This window comes from Pseudomonas sp. CNPSo 3701 (genome assembly GCF_028674975.1).
Taxonomy (GTDB): Bacteria; Pseudomonadota; Gammaproteobacteria; order Pseudomonadales; family Pseudomonadaceae; genus Aquipseudomonas; species Aquipseudomonas straminea.
Window position 1 is genome coordinate 151,307 of the sequence record NZ_JAQZSI010000003.1, and the last position, 19,780, is coordinate 171,086.

General features: G+C 63.5%; 19 protein-coding genes. 6 read left to right on the forward strand and 13 right to left on the reverse strand.

Annotated elements, in window-relative coordinates:
- Positions 1–25 precede the first annotated feature (25 nt).
- The 3 genes from PVA39_RS09890 to PVA39_RS09900 form a co-directional block, all read right to left on the reverse strand.
- Positions 26–1,168, reverse strand: coding sequence for a zinc-binding metallopeptidase family protein (locus tag PVA39_RS09890; RefSeq protein WP_274123928.1), 1,143 nt, complete (start codon positions 1,166–1,168; stop codon positions 26–28).
- Positions 1,169–1,301: 133 nt separating this feature from the next.
- A complete protein-coding gene (locus PVA39_RS09895) occupies positions 1,302–1,583 on the reverse strand; it encodes a peptidylprolyl isomerase (protein ID WP_013792047.1) in 282 nt (93 codons plus the stop codon).
- A 55-nt stretch (positions 1,584–1,638) separates the two neighbouring features.
- On the reverse strand, positions 1,639–2,583 hold the full coding sequence (locus PVA39_RS09900; protein WP_093501868.1) for a LysR family transcriptional regulator: 945 nt from the start codon (positions 2,581–2,583) through the stop codon (positions 1,639–1,641).
- 148 nt (positions 2,584–2,731) lie between these two features.
- On the opposite strand from PVA39_RS09900, the gene PVA39_RS09905 reads away from it, so the two are divergent.
- The gene (locus PVA39_RS09905; RefSeq protein ID WP_093501866.1) at positions 2,732–2,995 is read left to right on the forward strand and encodes a DUF2798 domain-containing protein; all 264 of its coding nucleotides are present in this window, start codon (positions 2,732–2,734) and stop codon (positions 2,993–2,995) included.
- A gap of 107 nt (positions 2,996–3,102) precedes the next feature.
- A complete protein-coding gene (locus tag PVA39_RS09910; RefSeq protein WP_274123929.1) occupies positions 3,103–4,161 on the forward strand; it encodes a DUF2167 domain-containing protein in 1,059 nt (352 codons plus the stop codon).
- 50 nt (positions 4,162–4,211) lie between these two features.
- Here the strand turns inward: PVA39_RS09910 and PVA39_RS09915 are convergent, their stop codons facing one another.
- The 4 genes from PVA39_RS09915 to stpA all read right to left on the reverse strand — a co-directional run bounded on the left by PVA39_RS09915 (position 4,212) and on the right by stpA (position 7,988).
- The gene (locus PVA39_RS09915; protein ID WP_274123930.1) at positions 4,212–4,778 is read right to left on the reverse strand and encodes an MFS transporter permease; all 567 of its coding nucleotides are present in this window, start codon (positions 4,776–4,778) and stop codon (positions 4,212–4,214) included.
- A gap of 156 nt (positions 4,779–4,934) precedes the next feature.
- Positions 4,935–5,261, reverse strand: coding sequence for a hypothetical protein (locus PVA39_RS09920; protein WP_093501860.1), 327 nt, complete (start codon positions 5,259–5,261; stop codon positions 4,935–4,937).
- A 475-nt stretch (positions 5,262–5,736) separates the two neighbouring features.
- Positions 5,737–6,636 (reverse strand): bestrophin family protein, encoded by a 900-nt coding sequence (locus tag PVA39_RS09925; RefSeq protein ID WP_274123931.1) that lies wholly within the window; start codon positions 6,634–6,636, stop codon positions 5,737–5,739.
- An 83-nt stretch (positions 6,637–6,719) separates the two neighbouring features.
- Positions 6,720–7,988 (reverse strand): glucosylglycerol 3-phosphatase, encoded by a 1,269-nt coding sequence (gene stpA, locus PVA39_RS09930; RefSeq protein ID WP_274123932.1) that lies wholly within the window; start codon positions 7,986–7,988, stop codon positions 6,720–6,722.
- A 108-nt stretch (positions 7,989–8,096) separates the two neighbouring features.
- Between stpA and PVA39_RS09935 the strand changes: the two genes are divergently transcribed.
- Positions 8,097–8,975, forward strand: coding sequence for a CAP domain-containing protein (locus PVA39_RS09935; RefSeq protein ID WP_274123933.1), 879 nt, complete (start codon positions 8,097–8,099; stop codon positions 8,973–8,975).
- A 143-nt stretch (positions 8,976–9,118) separates the two neighbouring features.
- On the opposite strand, the gene PVA39_RS09940 is transcribed toward PVA39_RS09935, so the two are convergent.
- From PVA39_RS09940 to PVA39_RS09960, 5 genes are all read right to left on the reverse strand, one after another.
- A complete protein-coding gene (locus tag PVA39_RS09940; protein WP_274123934.1) occupies positions 9,119–11,005 on the reverse strand; it encodes a M48 family metallopeptidase in 1,887 nt (628 codons plus the stop codon).
- 17 nt (positions 11,006–11,022) lie between these two features.
- Complete coding sequence (locus PVA39_RS09945) at positions 11,023–11,619, reverse strand: LemA family protein (RefSeq protein WP_093501852.1); 597 nt, start codon at positions 11,617–11,619, stop codon at positions 11,023–11,025.
- Between the two features lie 105 nt (positions 11,620–11,724).
- Complete coding sequence (locus PVA39_RS09950) at positions 11,725–13,842, reverse strand: mechanosensitive ion channel family protein (RefSeq protein WP_274124277.1); 2,118 nt, start codon at positions 13,840–13,842, stop codon at positions 11,725–11,727.
- Positions 13,843–13,951: 109 nt separating this feature from the next.
- Complete coding sequence (lpcA, locus tag PVA39_RS09955) at positions 13,952–14,539, reverse strand: D-sedoheptulose 7-phosphate isomerase (protein WP_093501850.1); 588 nt, start codon at positions 14,537–14,539, stop codon at positions 13,952–13,954.
- A gap of 7 nt (positions 14,540–14,546) precedes the next feature.
- Positions 14,547–15,836: a M18 family aminopeptidase gene (locus PVA39_RS09960; protein WP_274123935.1), complete on the reverse strand. Its 1,290-nt coding sequence runs from the start codon at positions 15,834–15,836 to the stop codon at positions 14,547–14,549.
- 272 nt (positions 15,837–16,108) lie between these two features.
- Here PVA39_RS09960 and PVA39_RS09965 point away from each other — a divergent pair, with 272 nt between their 5' ends.
- Complete coding sequence (locus PVA39_RS09965) at positions 16,109–16,375, forward strand: DUF4212 domain-containing protein (protein WP_274123936.1); 267 nt, start codon at positions 16,109–16,111, stop codon at positions 16,373–16,375.
- 10 nt (positions 16,376–16,385) lie between these two features.
- Complete coding sequence (locus PVA39_RS09970; protein WP_274123937.1) at positions 16,386–18,152, forward strand: sodium:solute symporter family protein; 1,767 nt, start codon at positions 16,386–16,388, stop codon at positions 18,150–18,152.
- 55 nt (positions 18,153–18,207) lie between these two features.
- Here PVA39_RS09970 and PVA39_RS09975 read toward each other — a convergent pair whose 3' ends face one another.
- Positions 18,208–18,921 carry a 4'-phosphopantetheinyl transferase family protein gene (locus tag PVA39_RS09975; protein WP_443200960.1) on the reverse strand — a complete coding sequence of 238 codons (714 nt, stop codon included), beginning with the start codon at positions 18,919–18,921 and terminating at the stop codon, positions 18,208–18,210.
- Between the two features lie 221 nt (positions 18,922–19,142).
- On the opposite strand from PVA39_RS09975, the gene PVA39_RS09980 reads away from it, so the two are divergent.
- Positions 19,143–19,751 carry an outer membrane protein gene (locus tag PVA39_RS09980; protein ID WP_093501844.1) on the forward strand — a complete coding sequence of 203 codons (609 nt, stop codon included), beginning with the start codon at positions 19,143–19,145 and terminating at the stop codon, positions 19,749–19,751.
- Positions 19,752–19,780 lie beyond the last annotated feature (29 nt).

The following is a 19,780-nucleotide window of genomic DNA, read 5'->3' on the forward strand; positions in this document are numbered from 1 at the left end:
AACGCGGCCGGTGCGCTTGCCAGCCTCAGGTGACAGGGGAGGCCGCCTCGACGACCTGGTGGATGAACTGCAGCTTGCCGACCACCGCTGCAGAAAGCACGAATGGATAGAGATCCTTGTGGCCCATGCTGCGCGCCAGCTCGTTGAGCATAGCGGCCAGTTCGATCCAGGCATTGATGAAGCGCAGGAACTCGTCGGCCTTCGGGTCGTGCGGGTCTGACAGCGCAGAGCCGGTGAACGGTCGGAACTCCAGTTCCACGTCGCCGGCGCGCATGCCGAAGCTCAGAGCGGTGTCCAGGGTGTCCATCATGTGCAGGTAATGGGCCCAGGTTTCCGCCCAGTCTTCCCAGGGATGCATGGTGGCGTAGGCACTGACGAACGATTCCTGCCAGTCGGCTGGCGCGCCCTGTTCGTAGTGGCGTTGCAGCGCGGCGCCGTAGTCGGCGCGCTCATCGCCGAACAGCCGGCGGTAGCCGTTCAGCCAGGGTGTACCGGCGACCAGCCGATCCCAGTAGTAGTGGCCGACTTCGTGGCGGAAGTGACCGAGCAGGGTGCGATAAGGCTCGTGCAGCTGAATGCGCGTCTGTTCGCGCACGTCGTCATCCGCCTCGGCGATGTTCAGGGTGATCAGGCCGCGGGCGTGGCCGGTCACCGGCGGTTGGCCGCTGAGGTCTGGGCCAAGAAAGTCGAAGGCCAGGCCGCGTTCGGTATCCTGGTGCTTGCTGATCAGCGGCAAACCCAGATTGAGTAGTTGCGCCACCAGGCGGCGCTTGGCGATCTCCAGGCGCGCCCAGCGCTGCTCGTTGCCGGATATCGACAGGTCGGGAATGGTACGGTTGAGCTGGCAGGCGATGCACAGCTCGCCCGCGCTGTTGTGCGGCAGCAGCCAGTTGCAGCCGGCGGCGCTGTGCAGATTGGCGCAGCGCCTGTAGCGTCGGGCATCTCCGTCGATTCGCCAGCTGTGCGGGCCTTCGCCGGCGTGCAGCGTGACCACCTGGCCGCGCTCGGGCTCGTAGCCCAGCGGCGACTGGCAGGCCAGGCACTGGCTGTTGCGAAAGAAGATGGGCTGGCCGCAGGTGCATTTGCCAAGGGCTTTCTGGCTGGGCGAGCGGGTTTGCACGGCTGAGTCGCCAATGCGCAGGCCAAGGGCCTGGAAGAACCGGTTCATGCGAAGGCCTCACCCATGCTGACTACCGCAGCGATAGAGTGGCGCGCAGGGCTGGCGGTTCCGGGTTTCGGCGGGATAGTGCGCGAGAGCAGAGAGAACGCCTGGCACCGGAAGGCACCAGGCGGGGCGTGAATCAGTCCTGGCGGCTGGTCACTTCGAGCAGGTGGTAGCCGAACTGGGTCTTCACCGGACCCTGCACGACGTTGACTGGGGCGCTGAATACCACGGTGTCGAATTCCTTGACCATCTGGCCTGGGCCGAAGGAGCCCAGATTGCCGCCGTCACGGCTGGACGGGCAGCTGGAGTTGTCTTTGGCGACCTGGGCGAAATCGGCACCACCTTCGATGGCAGCTTTCAGTTCGTTGCACTTCGCTTCAGTGGCAACCAGGATGTGGCGGGCAGTGGCTTTAGCCATGGGAAAAACACTCCGTTCAAATGAGTTGCCGAGCCTACCGGATTCGCCCCATGAGTCAAATCGAGTGCGTTGCCGTTCGAGGGTGCCAGTCTTCGCGCAGGCTTTGCACCACATGCTCGATGAAGGCGCGCACCTTGGGCGTCAGATCAACGCGGTCGCGCACGCACAGGTAATAGTCCAGCGGCTCGATCAGCGCCTGGCTGCCAGCGTCTTCGGGCACCCCGAACAGCGGTAACAATTGCCCGCTTGCCAGCAGCGGCTCGGCGACGAAGGCCGCCAGGCGGGTGATGCCGCCGCCATTGACCGCCACCCTGGCCAGCACGTCGATGTCGTCACTGACCAGCGCCACGCGAAGCGGCGCGTCGAAACGCACGCCGTCGCGCACGAAGCGCCAGGGCATTAACCGTCCATCCACCGCGACCTTGAAGGCCAGGCAATCGTGCTGGCTGAGTTGTTCGGGCGCGCGAGGCGTGCCGGCTTTCTGCAGATAAGCCGGCGAGGCGCAGTAGATCGACGGCACGCTGGCGATATGTCGGGCCACCAGGCCGTCTTCAAGCTGTTGGGGAATGCGGATGCTGATATCCACCGATTCCTGAATGTGGTTGACGCTGCGGTCGGTGGTGCTGAGTTCACAGGCGATGCGCGGGTAGCGGGCGGCGAAGGCCGGCAGCATTGCCGCCAGCACATACCGGCCAAAGGCGGCGCTGGAGGCGATGCGCAGGCGGCCCTGGGGCTGGTCGTGCTGCAGCGTGGCGTTGCTGCGCGCCAGCTCCAGATCACGCAGCACGTTGCGGACCTGGCTGAAATACAGCTCGCCACTTTCGGTCAGGGCCAGACTGCGGGTGGTGCGGGTCAGCAGGCGAATGCCCAGAGACGCTTCTAGTCGTGCGATGTTCTGGCTGGCTGCCGCCGCGCTGATGCCCAACAGACGCGCGCCCGCGGCAATGCTGCCGCTCTCCACCGCCTTCACGAAACTTTCGATGCCGCGCAGGGTATCCATAGTCGAGCTTTCTATTGGTAGCTGGATTGATAAGGTTTGCTTGGAACTGACCTTACCTGCGGGCGGCTACTCGGGGCAATGCGGCGCGTCGATAATCGCCGCCTCGCCACCCCTGGCTCTACACCGCTACCTGATAAGGATTTTTCCATTGCCCGATTCGACCCTGAATACCACCCGCACCAGCTGGAAGCTGCCGGCCAAGCTCTCGCCGATTGCCTTCGCCTTCTTTATGTCCGGGATTATGGCTTTTCTCATGTGCCTGGTGATCACCGCGACCAATCGCGGCTTGAGTGACGGTTACCTGAGTGCGGTGCTGGAAGCCTATCGGCTGGCCATGCCCGTAGCGTTCGTCTGCGTGATGGCCGTTCGGCCGGTAGTGGTGCGCCTGGTGAAATTGACGGTGAAAAGCTGATGCGCGGAGTGTGAGATGTATCCAAAAATGACGAAGCGTTACCAAATGATTCCGTGATGGATGGTAGGCTGTCACATCCGAATTCAGCCGATCCCATGGAGTTGCAGATGTACTACAAGGAGTTGTTATTGGCCGGCCTGCTGGCCACCGCCGTCCCGCTGAGCTGGGCCGACCAGGCGCCGCAAGCCTCGGATGCCCAGGAAAGTGCCGCTCAGCAAAGCCCCGTCGAGGCAGACGAAAGCGAGTACATGAGCGAGGAGCAGTTTCTCGAAAGCCTCAATTTCCGCAGCGGCAAGGTGGTGTTGGGCGGCAACCTGGCGACCCTCAATCTGCCGGACAACATGGTGTTCCTGGACGGCGACGACGCCGAGCGCGTGTTGGTCCAGGCTTGGGGCAACCCGCCGGACGAGAAGCCGCCGCTGGGCATGATCCTGCCCAAGGGCGTTTCGCCGCTGGCCGAGGAGTCCTGGGCGGTGACCGTCGAGTACGAGGAAAGCGGCTACGTGTCCGACGAGGACGCTGCCGACATTGACTACAACGACATGCTCAAGGATCTGCAGGAGAGCGCCAAAGAGGACAACAAGTGGCGCGCTGAAAACGGTTACGAGCCGGTCTCCATCGTCGGCTGGGCCTCGGCACCGCACTACGATGCCGAGGGCAAGAAGCTGCACTGGGCCAAGGAAGTGAAGTTCGGCGACAGCGACGAGCACACCCTCAACTACAACATCCGCGTGCTGGGCCGTAAGGGCGTACTGGTGCTGAACTTCATCGCCGGTATGCACCAGCTGCCGCAGATCGAGCAGAACGTGCCCGCGGTCCTGGCGATGACCGATTTCAATGACGGTAACCGTTACGCCGACTTCAACCCGGACCTCGACAAGGTCGCCGCCTACGGCCTTGGCGCGCTGATCGCCGGCAAGGCGGCTGCCAAGGTCGGCCTGTTCGCCGCGGCCCTGGTGTTGCTGAAAAAGCTGTGGATCCTGCCCGTGCTGCTGATCGGCTGGGTATGGCGCCGCATCACCGGCAAGAAGTCCGAGACGCAGTCAGCGCCGGTCGAGCCCCAAGTGCAGCCGCAGGCCCCGGCCGAGCCGGCGCCGAACGAGGTGCCGCCGAAGGTGTCCAGCGTGATGGATCTGAACAACACGCCTGACGACAAGCACAAGTAACGCCGTCGTCAGAATGAAAAAGCCCCGGCATCGACCGGGGCTTTTTCATGTCATTCGGGCAGGAACATCGCGATGGCGATGAACAGCCAGAGCAGGATGCCGGGTAGCATGCACAGCCAGTTGGCCAGGCTGAAACGGCTGTTCTGCTCGCCGGCGCTGTCACCGCTGGCCAGGTTGGCCTGTTGCTGGATGGTTGCCAGCGGCCAGGCTGTGACCAAGGTCGCCGCGATCAGCAGCACGATGTCCAGTATCGGATGGCCGAAACTCTCAACGCGGGAGAGGCCGTTACCGACGAAGACCATGATGATGTACGTCCAGGCGACGGCGGCGTATTTCCACTCGCCAAGACCCTTGGCCTGCAGCTGGCTCTGGATCAGTCGGCATAGCGAATGGATGAAGAAGATATGAAAGATCGAGCGCGCGGCGGGGCTGATCTTCTTCGGCAACATGGTGGCCCGCTGGCGATCCCAGTGCTTGTACGCCCAGTAGATCGAGTAGAAACCGAGGGTGAAGAAGTACAGCAGGTACAGTTTGCGGGTAGAAGTGACGAAAAAGGTGTCGCTGGCGCGCTCCTGGGGCAGGAGATCGGCGCTTGGGGTCTGATAGATATTGTCCATTCTGGTGTCTCGCAGGCACTTTCTGAGTGCTATGGCTAGGCGTTCGCCAGGCGAACGGCTCCTCCAGGAGCGCGAGAGATTTTACCGGGTATTTCCAGAATGTGGCGTGACACGAGCCTTGGAAGGTGGGCCATGGCGGCCCACCGGGTAAGGTGCTCAGCAGTAGGTGTCGAGCAGTTCCTGCTTCTGGGCGCGCGGGCGGGCCCAGTCGTGTTGCAGGGTGCGCAGCACGTTGCCGATGAAGTCCCGGTCAGCCGCGGCGCGGCGGCCGACGTAGCCCTGGCCGCGGCGGTAAGTGCGCAGGCGGGTGCGCATGTTGGGGCGCTGGTTGACGAATTCGTCCTCCGGCTGGTCCGCCGGTACACGGTCGATACGGACTTCGCCGGTTTCGCAGACCCACAGAATGTGGTTGTGCAGACTGTCCTTGTGCTGGGAGAACAGTTGAGCGAGTTCGTCGATAGTCGGTTGCTGATTCAGGTTCATGGCGCTTACCCCTTCATTCTCTGATCTGTCTAGGGCGACCGCTTGAGCGCGGCCGTCAATGCCCGTGGCGTTTGAGTGCTGCCGACCAGCGTGTAGTGATGTGTGAATATCGCTACGCCGTGGCGGCTAACCGAGGTCGAGGATGCGGGGGAGAGTGTGGCGAAGACGGGATCGGATGCGGGAGATCGACTGATCAGCCACAGGCATCATGACAACGTCTCGCTAACGCTCTCGTCCTTGCAGGACGCTCGACTTCATCAATCTGCCTTGTGGGCAGTACATATCGTGGAACGCTCGGCTGGTATTACCGAGCTCGCCCAAGTGCCCTTGTCAGGGCTCCCATCAGGGGAGGCGAGCTCATCATGCAAAAGCGCAAAGGGGCCGTCAATACTTTTGTAGTGATTTATTTTTACCACTACAGGAAATCTTTAAAGCCTCTGCGAAGCGTCTGGTACGCCGAAAAATGACCTTCCGGTCATTCGGCGAAGAGGCGCCCGTCGCGCTCGCGTTGGGCATCGCGTTGCATCGATTCGAGGTTCTTCTCGATGGTCTCGCACAGCGTATCCATCTGAATCTGGTGCTCGCTGACCTGGAACGGGCTCTGCAGGTCGCTGCCAACCCGTTCGATGGCTAGCAGCATGAAACCGACCACGGTGGAGGCCAGCGGCGTGTACCACTCCAGGGTCTCGACCAGACCAATGGGCACGATCACGCAGAACAGGGTGATGAACAGCCGTGGGAAGTACACATAGGGGTAGGGCAGCGGCGTATTGGCGATACGCTCCAGGCCGCCCTGACAGTTGGACACATCGACCAGGGTGGTTTCCAGGCGGGCCAGGCGGATGCTGTCCAGGCGACCGGCCTTGTACTCGCTGGCGATGATGGCCGCCGAGCCGTTGAGGATGTCGTTGGGGAAATTGTTGGTGGTGCCGCGCCGATCGAATTCCTCGGCGGACACGAAGGCGCGCACTTCGTCATCGCAGGGTTGGTTGCGCAGGCTGGCGGACAGGCAACGCACGTAGGCTACGTGGCGGCGCAAAAGAGCAGCCTTGACCGGATTGCCGTCATCCTTGTCGTCGATCAGGGTCAGCACCTGGCGGGCGAAGCTGCGCGAGCTGTTGATCAGTGCACCCCAGATGGTGCGCGCCTCCCACCAGCGGTTGTAGGCGCTGGTGTTACGAAAGCTGATCAGCACCACCAGCGCCGAACCGAGCAGGGTCAGCGGCATGGTTGGCAGGCTGATCTTGCGGTCGAGAAACAGCATGTAGTCGACTGTGACGATGATGTCCCAGATCAGCAGCCAGAACAGCGACCAGCCGACGTAGCCGAAGGTCTTGAGCAGGTAGCGATAACCCCGGTTGAAGGAATTCGTCACGTGGAGTTCTCCGCGGGCAAGGAATGCGAAAGCGCAGAGGTTCGGACGTGGGGCCGGTGGAAAGGTTCGCCAGGTGCCGCCAATCAGCCGTGCTGGCGCGCACTGGCCAGCGCGCAGAAGAATTCGACGTACTGGCGCGGCCCGCCGGCGAAGAGGGCGTTCAGGCGCAGCGGATCCTCGGCGTCGGTAATGCCTGCCAGCGCCGGCCAGGGCTCGCTCGGGTGAGCACGCAGGTAGGCGGCATCCACGCCGGGGCGCTGCACTTCGCCCTGGCTGCTGTCGATGTACAGCACGCGGTTGTCCTGGCCGAATGCCTTGCCCAACTGCTGCACCAGGGTGAGAAAGCCGCGGTCGCTGCCGCCACGCAGCCATTGGATGCTGCCGTCGTCAGCCGTGACCGGTGAGCTGGTCAGGGTGTCGCCGACGCCGACCAGGCGCGGCATGTGCTGCGGTTCGAAGCGTTCGACCGCCAGCTGCAGCAGCGCCTCTAGGCTGGTCGGCGCCTGGCGCACGTTGAACGCTTCGCCCAGCGGATAGACGCCGGTGCGCTGGCCGTAATAGCGATTGAGGATCACCAGCACGCCGGCTTCCTTGATGGAGCCGCGCAGCATCAGTTGCAGATCGGTGGTGCCGGCTGCTGTGCCTTGCGCTGGGCGCAGGCGTTCGCGACCCTCGGCATTACGGCCAAGGTTGGGTGCGTAGTGCACGAAGAATGACTGAGCCAAACCCTGGGCGGCGGCCTTGTCGAGCAATTGCTGCAGGAGCGCGGCGCCATCGGTTTGCAGGCGCGCATAGAGATCCGGCCGGTCTTGCCAGTGATGATGGAAGGCGTTGAGGTTGAGCGTCGGCGATACCGGGTTGTCTAGCACGCTGCTGGCCAATAGAGGCTCGATATCGCGATCCGCCAGCCTGTAGGGTGCCTGTCGCAGCAGGCTTTGCAGCGCTTCGCTGAGCCAGACGGGGACGGCGGCTAGAAACGCCAACTCCTGGTCGCTGACGCCCGGGTGGGAGAGGCGCCCATGGCGATCCTGCAGCTGTACGCCTCCTGCTGCCAGCCCGGGCAGGTAGAGACCCTGTTCCTGGCAACGCTGCGCCGAGCCGAGGCCACGCTCGACCAGGCTGTTCACACCGCGGCTACCGATATGTTCGCCATTGGTCAGCACCTGGAAATGGCCATCCAGGTCGCGGGCGGCCTGCAGGTAGGCGGGGTTCAGCGTGCGGGTGAGGGGATCGCGCACCAGGTCCATGCACACACCATCCAGATCCTGGATGATCAGCAGGTTTTCGGTGCTGATGAGGCTGTCGAGCAGCGTAGAAGGGTCGAGCGAGTAAGCGGTTTCGGTCACAATCATGGCGCCCGAGTCTAACGCGGTTTTACCCGATGGGGCGATTGCCTGAAGCATTTGGCTCAGGCGGTTGTCCATCATCAGATTGGCAGAGCGGATCGAGAGGATGCACGGATGAGTGATTCACCCAAGCGGGTTCGGCAAATCGTTACGGCAGCGCTGCTGCTTTGCGCAAGTGCCGCGGGGACTGCGATGGGCGATGAAGCCGACCAACTGGCCAAATTGATCAACACCTATCGTGAGGCGGGGCAGGGCTGTGGCGGGCAAGCCAGCCCAGCTGCTGGCCCGCTGGCGCCGGATCGGCGCCTGGCCGGGCAGCAGGTCAATTCTTCCGAGCAGTTGCAGCAGGCGCTGCAACAGGCCGGTTACCAGGCTGAAGCCGTGCAACTGATCCGCGTCACCGGCCCGAATACGCCGCAAGCGGCTATGGCCATGCTGCAGCAGTCTTACTGCAAGCAACTGCAGGATGCGCAGTTCGCCGATATCGGCGTGCGCCACGAGGGCAACAGTTGGCAGGTGGTGCTCGGCCGCGCGCTGTTGCCGGCGCGCCTTGGCGACTGGCAGGAGGAGGGCAAGGCCATTCTGGCGGCTGTCAACAAGGCCCGTGGTGCGGCACGGCAATGTGGCGACCAGCCCTTCGATGCCGCCGAGCCACTGACCTGGAACGATGCTCTGGGTCAGGCCGCCCTGGCCCACAGTCGCGACATGGCGATGAACAGCCTGTTCAGCCACCAGGGCAGCGACCGCAGTCTGGTCGGCGCCCGCGCCACCGCCGCAGGCTACGACTGGACGGTAATTGGCGAGAACATCGCCGCTGGCCAAGGCCGCGCCCAGCAAGTGGTCGAAGGTTGGCTAGCCAGCCCCTCGCACTGCTACAACCTGATGAACCCGGACTTCCGCGAAATGGGCGCAGCCTACGCCAGCAACCCGCAGAGCCAGGCAACCATCTACTGGACTCAGGTGTTTGGGGCGGTGGGACGTTCGGGGCTTTAGGTGGGTTTGATGGTTTAGCGGTGGTGGGCTGGCGCTCACCCTAATCTGTCAGTTGTTCGAAGGTCTATTGTGGGAGCGGGCAGAAGCGTCGAGTCCACTCCCGCGATTTCGCGGGCATGGCCCGCTCCCACATTAGTTGGCCTTCAAACCTGACGGTCACTCAACAGTGGCGGCATCGGGCAATCCAGGGTGTCGGCCACTGCGCGCATCAGCTCCGCTTCACCGGCACTGATGCGCCCGTCGTGCTCGATGCAGCGGGCCATGGCCTTGAGCAGCTGCGGCTTCTGCAGTGGCCGCATCTGGTTAAGGCGGTTGAGCGCATCGTTCAGTTCGTTGATCCCCGCTTGGCGCTGTTCGGCAAAGGGCCGGTCGGTGAATGGCAGGGTGCTCCAGGCGGCCTGGAAGGCTTCGTCGGCGGCCTGCTCGCTGGTATTGCCGGCTCGCGCCAGGGCTGCCAGCAGTACGCAGCTTTCATTGCCCAGCGCGGCCAGCGGCAGACGACCCTGCACGGGGCGTTGCATGCCCAGGTTGCGCTCGACGATGCGTAGCAGCGCCCACTCCATGAAGCCCAGCTGCCCTGTGCTGATCAGCAGGGTGCCGATATCGCGCTTGAGACTGACGAAATCCTGTGGCTCGAGTTGCTTGAGCGCGGGGATGGCCAGCTCCAGCAGCGGCAGGCGACGCCCGGCGGGCAGCTGGTGCAATGGCTCGGCCAGTTCCTGCAGGCGGTCGGACAAGAGCGGCGCAAGGTTGGCCTGCATCCAGCCGAAGCGTTGCTGGCGTGTGGCCTGGTCCGGGCCGAGCAGCAGGCCGTAGAGAATCGTCAGTGCACCGTGGGGATCGTGGGCGGCGTCGCGCAGGCGATCATCGATCTGCGCAAGGCTTTCACGCGCTTCTTCCAGGTGCAGGGGTTGGGGGTCGCCGATGCTGGCGATGGCCGCGCTCGCCGCGGCGGCGCTGAAGTTTGCGGTAGCCGGTTGTTGAGGCACGGCGGGCTGGCTAGGTGCTTCGAACACTTCATCGCCCAGCACCACGCCGTTCCAGTGAGGGTCGATACGGCGAATGCGCTCTTCCAGCGGTGGGTGGGTGGCCATCATCTTGCTCAATGCCAAGCCCTGGCCGAAGTACATATGGCTGTACTCGGCGGCATGGCTGGCTTCCAGGCGCGAACCGCGGCCGAGCTTCTTGAGAGCACCGGCGATGCCGCTGGGGTTGCGGGTGTACTGCACGGCCGAGGCGTCGGCGAGAAACTCGCGCTGGCGGCTGACCGCGGCCTTGATCAGGTTGCCGAAAAAGGTGCCGGCGTAGCCGATCACCAGCAATGCTAGGCCTACCACCATGACCAGCGCCACGACGTTGCCGCGGCCCTTGTCATCGGAGCGGCTGGAGGTGCGAGTGGCGCCACTGTTGCCGACGCCGCGCATCAGCAGCTCGCCGATCAAGCCTAGTAGCAGAATGCCATGCAGCACCGCCACCAGGCGAGTATTGAGGCGCATGTCGCCGTGCAGGATGTGGCTGAATTCGTGGGCGATCACGCCCTGTAGCTCATCGCGGTTGAGCCGTTCGATGGCACCACGGGTGATGCCGATCACTGCGTTCTCAGGTCGCAAGCCGGCGGCGAAGGCGTTGATGGCAGGCTCTTCAAGCAGGTAGACGGGCGGCACCGGAACACCGGCGGCCAGGGCCATTTCCTCCACCACGTTGAGCACCCGTTGCTCGCGCATACCTTCGGGCTTGAGGTTGAGCAGGCGCCCGCCGAGGCGCTCGGCCACCACCTTGCCGCCGGCACTGAGCTGTGACGCCTTGAATGCCCAGCCCAGCAGCACCACTCCGACCACTACCGCGGCCACGCTGAGCAGAAGTTCCCTGCTCATCGCCTGTAGGCCGTAGTTGCCGTATTGGTAGACCTGCCAGGCGATGGCGATCACCAGGGTGGTACTGACCACCAGAGTCACCACCGCCAGAATCAGCAGGATCACCAGGCGTGAGGTATTACGCCGGGCCCGATCCTGATGCTCGAAGAAATCCATCCGCTAGGCCCCTGTACTCAGAAGGAGACTTTTGGTGCGTCCTGAATCGCCGCGCTGTCGGCGAACTCCAGCAGGGCAGCATCGCTGCCATGGCCGAATGCGCCGGCCAGCACCACTGGCGGGAAGCTCTGGCGGTAGGCGTTATAAGCGGTGACCGCATCGTTGTAGGCCTGGCGGGCAAAGGCCACCTTGTTCTCGGTGCTGGACAGCTCTTCGCTGAGCTGCTGCATGTTCTGCGAGGCTTTGAGGTCCGGGTAGGCCTCGACCGTCACATTGAGGCGGCCCATGGCGTTCTTCAGCGCGCCTTCGGCATTGGCCAGCAGATTCATGCTCCGGGCATCGCCCGGGTTCTGCGAGGCCTGCTTGAGGCCGTCGACCGCGCCGTTGCGCGCCGCGATCACCGCTTCCAGGGTTTCGCGCTCATGGGACAGATAGGCCTTGGCGGTTTCCACCAGGTTGGGGATCAGGTCGTAGCGGCGCTTGAGCTGCACTTCGATCTGCGCGAAGCCGTTCTGGTAGCGGTTGCGCAGGGCGACGAGGCGGTTGTAGACGCTGATCACGTAGAAAACCACCACGACCAGTACGGCGATGATGATAAGGGTGGAGATATCCATGAGATGTCCCTATCGGTTGGTAAACGTTGGCGCATGGTAACGGAAAGTGCGCTTCGTCGGGCATGCCTGGGGCGGGCAGTCCGTGCGGATGTGCGGTGGTTCCGGTTACTGCCCGTCGCTCTTGTTCGGGGCGAGCGCCAGCATCTGCACGGTCAGGCGCGGCGTGGCCAGGCTCAGGCCGGACTCGTCCAGATGGCGCTTGAGCGCCAGGTTGAAGGCCCGCGACACCTCCCACTGGCGTATCGGCGCGGTCTTGAAGCGCGCGCGCAGCACCGCGTTGCCGGACTCGAAGCTCTCCACGCCCTGGATTTCCAGGGGCGACCAGATGTTGCGACGCATCAACGTGTCGTTGCGCAGTTCGGTGGCCACTTCGCGCAACAGCTTGATGGCGTCGTCGATGTTCATGTCGTGGGGCACCGCGACGCGGAAGATGGCGTAGCCGAACTCGCGCGAGTAGTTCTTGATGCTCTTGATCTCGCTGAACGGGATGGTGTGCACGATGCCGTCGATGTCGCGCAGGCGCACGGTGCGGATGGTCAGACCCTCGACGGTGCCCAGATGGCCGCCGACGTCGACATAGTCGTCGATGGCCAGGGAGTCTTCGATGATGATGAACAGGCCGGTGATCAGGTCGGCCACCAGCGACTGCGCACCGAAGCCGATGGCCAGGCCGATCACCCCGGCACCGGCCAGCAGCGGGGTGACGTTCACGCCCATGTTGGCCAGGGCGACGATGGCCGCGATGATGAAGATGCTGACGAACAGTACGTTGCGGATCAGCGGCATCATGGTCTGCGCGCGGGCGTTGGTCTGCCCCTTGCGCGAGCGGGTCAGGGCGTGATGCACCGCGGTGTCTGCAAGAATCCACACCAGCCAGCCACAGGCCAGGGTAGCGCCCAGGCCGACCAGCTTGAGACTGATTTCGTGCCCGCCGCCCTCGGCGAAACCGATCAGCGATAGCCCCCACACACGCAGGCCCAGTTCGAAAAACACCAGCCACACAGCCAGGCTGAGCATGGTGTGGAAGAAGTTGCGAAAGCGCTCGAAGTAGGCTGCATGCCGGCGGTGGCGCGAGCGGGGCTTGAACAGCCGCCGGCGGATCAGACCGTTGATGACCATGCAGGTGACCAGCAGCACGGTGCACATCAGCGACTGGCGAAACGCCGTGCTGGTGTCGCCGGCCGATACGAAGGTTGCTGCCAGGGAAATCGCTACCAGGGCCAGGGCCGGCAGGTACCAGAAGCTGCCGAGCAGTTCCACGGTCTCGCTGATGCCACGCTGGCGCAGGCGTCGCGCCAGGGGCTGGTTGCGCATCAGGTGGGCGATGGGGCGGCGGAAGCGGATGATGAACAGGCCGGTGCACAAGGCCGCCAGCACGTTGGTCAGCGTCGCCGTGGTGTGTGCCAGGTTGCCGCCGAGGCTGGCGACCAGGCGCGGATCGTTGAGCGCCTCGCCAAAGGCGGCGAAGCTGCCGATCAGCCACAACGGGCGAAAGGCGCGGCGGCGCAGGATGTTCAGGGCGGTGCGCCGATGCGGGCCGTCGAGCAGCGAGAAGGCGATCACGCAGATCGCCGAGAAGCAGGTGCCGACCACCAGCGCATAGGCCAGCACCATGGCCAGGTCGCGTCCGAGCGAGGCGGGCAGCACGTAGCTCAGGTAGCCGGTAATCAATAGCGCAGCGAACCAGGGGCCTAGCTTGCGCAGGGCGAAGCGTAAGAGATTTGTGGGGCGTGGGTTCTGGGGCAACTCCTCGGCCAGGCCGAAGCGCAGGCGCACCTGGTGGCTCAGCGCCCGCAGCCCGAAGGCCAGCAGGCTCCACACGCCGATGATCAAGGCGAAATTGCTGATCAGCGCCAGGCGCTCGCCGGCTTCGGGCAGTAGCGCCGCCAGTTCGCTGCGGCTGCGCGACAGCTCCAGCTGCCAGCGCGCCAGCGGGCTTTGTTCGCCCGAGAACTGGCTTTCGATGTCCGTCAGTGCGTTGCCGATCAGCCCCAGTACGCCGTCGCGGCTTTCGGGTTGGGCCTTCTGGGTGGTGTCGCGCAGGGTTTTCAGGTCATTGAGCAGCTGCGCACGCTGCTTGTCGTTTTCCAGGGACTGGATCACTTCATCCAGTGAGCGATCCAGCGGCTGATCCGCCTGAGGCTGCGTATTGTTGGCGTTGCCGGTGTTGCCGAACAGCGTGGGGATGCCCGCCGCCTGGGCAGAGGAGCAGGCCAGCATCATCAGGAACAGCAAAAGCAAGGGACGCAGCAGGGCGTGGAAGCGGATCACGCGCGAATTCTCCGTCACGCGGGTGAGTGCCGCGGCGGCGCCGAGCGACGCCGCCTCGGGCTCAGGCGTAGTTTTCCGGGCTGAGACGGCGCTCGACCAGTTCGATGAGGATATGGATGACCTTGATGTGCAGCTCCTGGGTGCGGTCGGCGAAATCGCCGCCCGGCGCGCAGATGCACACGTCAGCCAGGCTTTCCAGCAGCGAACCGGGCTTGCCGGTCAGGGCTATGACCTTGATGCCCAGTGACTTGGCCGCTTCGGCGGCCTTGACCACGTTGGGACTCTTGCCACTGGTGCTGATGGCCAGCAGCACATCGCCCTCGCGGCCGTGGGATTCCACGTAGCGCGAGAAGATATGGTCGTAACCGAAGTCGTTGGCCACGCAACTGATATGGCTGGCGTCGCTGATCGACACCGCGGCGATGCCCGGGCGGTTCTTGCGATAGCGTCCGGTGAGTTCCTCGGCGAAGTGCATGGCATCGCACATCGAGCCACCGTTGCCGCAGGAAAACACCTTGCCCTTGGCCTCGAAACTGCTCACCAGCAGGTCGCCGGCGCGCTCGATATTGGCCAGCGTCTGCTCGTTGCCGATGAAGGCGTCGAGGGCGCGCTGGGCTTCGATCAGGCTATTGCGGATATGTTCGATCATGGTCGCCTCAGGGCAGGTCATGGCTGTTGTAGAAGGCGCCCAGCACTTTCACCAGGTGCGCCAGATCCTGGCTGCCGGCCAGTTCGCGAATCGAGTGCATGGCGAAGGTCGGCAGACCGATATCCACGGTACGCACACCGAGCTGGCTGGCGGTGATCGGGCCGATGGTCGAGCCGCAACCCATGTCGCTGCGGGTCACGAAACTCTGTACCGGCACTTCGTTTTCCAGGCACAGGTGGCGGAAGAAGCCGGCGGTTTCGCTATTGGTGGCGTAGCGCTGGTTGCTGTTGATCTTGATCACCGGGCCAGCATTGAGCTTGGGCCCGTGATTGCCGTCGTGCTTGGTTTCGTAGTTGGGGTGCACGCCATGGGCGTTGTCGGCCGACACCAGCAGCGAACGCTGGATGGTACGCACGAAGTCGTCACCCTGGGGCAGCACGCGGCGCAGCACCTGCTCGAGCATCGGGCCATCGGCGCCGCACGCCGAGCTGGAGCCGACCTCTTCGTGGTCGGTGCAGACCAGCACGCAGGTTTCCTCGTCACCGGCGTCGAGCAACGCCTGCAGGCCGGCGTAGCAGGACAGCAGATTGTCCAGACGCGCACTGGCGATGAAATCCTGGTTCAAGCCCACCACGGCGGCGCTCTGGGTGTCGTAAAAGCTCAGCTCGTAGTCGAGCACCGCATCGGCGTTGAAATCGTGCTCCATCGCCAGCTGCTCGCTGAGCAGGGCGCGGAAGTCGGCACCCTCGGCGCCAGCCAGCTGGGCGAGGATCGGTGGCAGCTCGTTCTGGGCGTTGATTGCCCAGCCTTGGTTGGCTTCACGGTTGAGATGGATGGCCAGGCTGGGGATCACGGCGATCGGCTGGTAGAAGTCGATCAGTGCGCTTTCCACCTTGCCGTCGCGGCGGTAGGTGACGCGGCCGGCCAGGGACAGGTCGCGGTCGAACCAGGGGGCCAGCAGCGCGCCGCCGTAAACCTCGACGCCGAGTTGGAAATAACCCTGACGCTCCAGCTCCGGGTTGGGCTTGACGCGCAGGCAGGGGCTGTCGGTATGGGCGCCGACCAGGCGCACGCCGCCTTCGACCGGCGAGCGGGTGCCGAGCTTGAAGGCGATGATCGAGGAGTCGTTGCGGGTCACGTAATAGCGGCCACCTGCTTCGGTGTACCAAGGCGCGCGCTCGTCGAGCTGGCGGTAACCGGCGGCTTCCAGGCGCATAGCCAGGCTGCTGGTGGCATGAAACGGTGTAGGGGAGGCGTTGAGAAAGTCGAGCAGGCCTTGATTCAATTCTTCGCGCATGGGGCACTCCGGACGGCAATCTGCCGAGTTTATCGGATTTGCCCCGGCGGCGGTGGGAAGCGATGCATGCGGCCGCTGTCGTCACATCCTGTCACGTCTTGGTCGGCACTGAAAAACGCGCGTGTTCGGCGGTCAGGCCGCGAACTAGAAGGGCTGTGCCCTGGCTCATTTGTATGTGCGCCGGGCCATGCGACTAAAGTCGAACAACGCGGTGGTTCGGGGCTGCTAGGTTCAAAACGCCATTAGAACAATAACAACCCCGAGGAAAAATCATGGCCATGTCCAAACAAGAGGCCGCCACGGCCTACTGGAAGGAAAACCTGCGGCTGATGCTCTGGCTGCTGGTGATCTGGTTCGTCGTTTCGTTCGGCTGCGGCGTGCTCTTCGTCGATCAGCTGAACACCATCAACGCCTTCGGCTTCCCCCTGGGATTCTGGTTCGCCCAGCAAGGCTCCATCTACGTGTTCGTGATCGAGATCTTCTACTACGTGTGGATGATGAACCGCCTCGATCGCAAGTACGACGTTCACGAAGACTGAGGCCGCGACCATGAGTACACAGTTTTTGATCTACCTGTTCGTCGGCGCGACCTTCGCGCTGTACATCGGCATCGCCCTGTGGACGCGCGCCGCCTCGACCAGCGAATACTACGTGGCCAGTAAGGGCGTGCACCCGGTGCTCAACGGCATGGCCACGGGCGCGGACTGGATGTCGGCGGCGTCCTTCATCTCCATGGCCGGCATCATCGCCTTCGCCGGCTATGACGGCTCGGTCTACCTGATGGGCTGGACCGGCGGTTACGTGCTCCTGGCCATGTGCCTGGCGCCTTACCTACGCAAATTCGGCAAGTTCACCGTGCCGGAATTCATCGGTACCCGTTATTACTCGCAGACGGCGCGCATGGTGGCGGTAGTTTGCGTGATCTTCATTTCCTTCACCTACGTGGCGGGGCAGATGCGCGGGGTCGGTATCGTCTTCTCCCGTTATTTGGAAGTGAGCATCGAAACCGGTGTGGTCATCGGCATGGCCATCGTGTTCTTCTATTCCGTGCTCGGCGGCATGAAGGGCATCACCTACACCCAGGTGGCGCAATACTGCGTGATGATCTTCGCCTACATGGTGCCGGCGATCTTCATCTCGATCATGATCACCGGCAACCCGATCCCGCAGCTGGGCTTCGGCAGCGAGGTGACCGGCACAGGCCAGAGCGTGCTCGAACGGCTCAACGGGTTGGGCGCTGAGCTGGGCTTCACGCCTTACACCGATGGCAGCAAGTCGACCACCGATGTGTTCTTCATCACCATGGCGCTGATGGTCGGTACCGCCGGTCTACCCCATGTGATCGTGCGCTTCTTCACCACGCCGACGGTCAAGGATGCACGAAAGTCGGCCGGTTACGCGCTGCTGTTCATCGCTGTGCTGTACACCACTGCACCTGCGGTCGCCGCCTTCGCCCGTACCAACCTGCTGACCAGCATTCCCAACGTCAGCTACGAAGAGGCGCCGAGCTGGTTCAAGACCTGGGAAAATTCTGGCCTGATCGGTTGGCTGGACAAGAACAACGATGGTGTCATCCAGTACGGCCCAGGCGCAGCGTTCGCCGGCAAGCCGACCTACAGCGCCGAGCGCGGCGACGTGGGTCAACGCATGCTGACCAACGAGCCGACCGCGGCGGGCAACGAGTTGTATGTCGATAACGACATCATGGTGTTGGCCAACCCGGAAATCGCCGGCCTGCCGGGCTGGGTGATCGCCCTGATCGCCGCTGGTGGTCTGGCAGCAGCGTTGTCCACGGCTGCGGGCTTGCTGCTGGTGATTTCCACCTCGATCTCCCACGACCTGCTCAAGAGTAACCTGATGCCCACCATCAGCGAGAAGAAGGAGCTGTTGGCGGCGCGGATTGCCGCGGGCCTGGCGGTGGTGATCGCCGGTCTGTTCGGCATCTACCCACCGGGCTTCGTCGCCCAGGTGGTGGCATTCGCCTTCGGGTTGGCGGCCGCCTCGTTCTTCCCGGCCATCGTCATGGGCATTTTCTACAAGCGCATGAACAAGGAAGGAGCGATTGCCGGGATGGTCGTGGGCCTGACCTTCACCTTTGCTTACATCATCTACTACAAGTTCATCAACCCGACGGCTACCGCCAATGACTGGTGGTTCGGCATCTCGCCGGAAGGCATCGGCACCCTAGGGATGATCTTCAACTTCATCGTGGCCTTCGTGGTATCGCGCATGACCGCGCCACCGCCGGAGCATATCCAGCACCTGGTCGAGGACATTCGTGTGCCACGCGGCGCTGGTGCTGCGGTCGATCACTGATCACGGAGGAAAACAGAACCAGGCGCTGGCAATCGGCGCCTGGTTTTTTATGCCTTCAGTTGGCGATTGCCACCAGGCTCAGCAGGCGGCCTTCAATTTCGGCGTACAGGCCCGACACTTGGCTGCCGGCTGGCCAGTCGGGGCTCAGCGTTTGCAGCAGGCGCAAGGTAGCGGTTCCCCGCTGCGTATCGAGGCTCAGCAATTCCGCGTCCTGGAAATAGAAGCGCGTGAGCACCAGCGGGTAGAGCGCCTTGAACAGGCTCTCCTTGAGCGAGAAGGTCAGGCTGATCCGCCACGCGCGCTGCTCTGGGCTCAACTCGGCGATCCGCACCAGCTCATCGGGGGTGAGAATCTCGCCCACCAGCCGCTCGGCGCGCTCACTGGGCAGCAGCTGCTCGACGTCCAGGCCCAGCCCTCGCCAATCCCGGGCGGACGCGACGATGGCGGCGGCCCAGCCCTGGCCATGGGTGATCGACCCGCTGACCTGCGCCGGCCATTGCGGCGCCCGGTCCTCACCGACTGCCGGTACGCTGGCCACTCCGATGACCCGATACAGCGCTTCGCGAGCGCAAACGCGCCCGGCCAGGTGCTCGGCCTGGCGTTTGGCGACGCCGCGCACCGGTGGCACGCCTGCGGCCAGGTAGTCACCTTCGTCGAGTCGGGTAGGGTCGAAATGGGTGCTGATCAGATGCACGCCGGCCAGTGGCCGCGTGAACGGCCAGTGATCGGCGAGGGGGCTGCAGCAACGGGGCAGGTAGGTCTGAATCATGTCCAGCATTCTGCCGCGCCGGCCGGCTGCTTACCAGCCGGATAGGTGGCACTGCTGGGCTGGTCATCTGGCTGCTGCGAATGAGCGTGTACAAGGCAATAGTCGGATCAGACCCATCGTTCAGGCGAGGTTCAGCGAGGGTTCAGGAAGGGTTCAGTGGCTGGCAGGCAGGATGATTCTCGAGTTTTTCATTAACCCACTGCCATTCGAGAGGCATCTCCATGAAAGCGACTCTGACCAAACTGGCTCTGGCTACTTCCCTGGTATTCGGCGCTGCAGCCACCGCTCATGCCGACAACAACTTCGCCGGCTTCACCTGGGGCCAGACCAGCAACAACATCCAGAAGTCCGACGCGCTCAATGCCAACCTGGGCAACCCGAACTTCGACAGCGTCATCAACAACGAGAGCACCTGGGGCATCCGTGCCGGTCAGCAGAATGACGCCGGCCGTTACTACGGCACCTACGAATACATCTCCGGCAGCAACAACGGCCTCAAGCTGCGCCAGCAGAACCTGCTCGGCAGCTACGACGCCTTCCTGCCGCTGAACGAGAACGGCACCAAGCTGTTCGGCGGTGGCACCCTGGGTCTCGTCAAGCTGGAGCAGAACAGCTCCGGTGTCTCGCGTGACAGCAATGTCGGGTATGCTGCCGGCTTGCAGGCGGGTCTGCTGCAGGAAGTCAACGAGAACGCCTCCATCGAAGGTGGCTACCGTTACCTGCGCACCAACGCCAGCACCGAATTCGCACCGCACGGCGAAGGCAAGGTCGGCTCCCTCGATCTGCATAGCAGCGGTCAGTGGTACCTGGGTGCCAACTACAAGTTCTAAGTCTTGTCTGTAAAGAGTTCGGGTCGTCC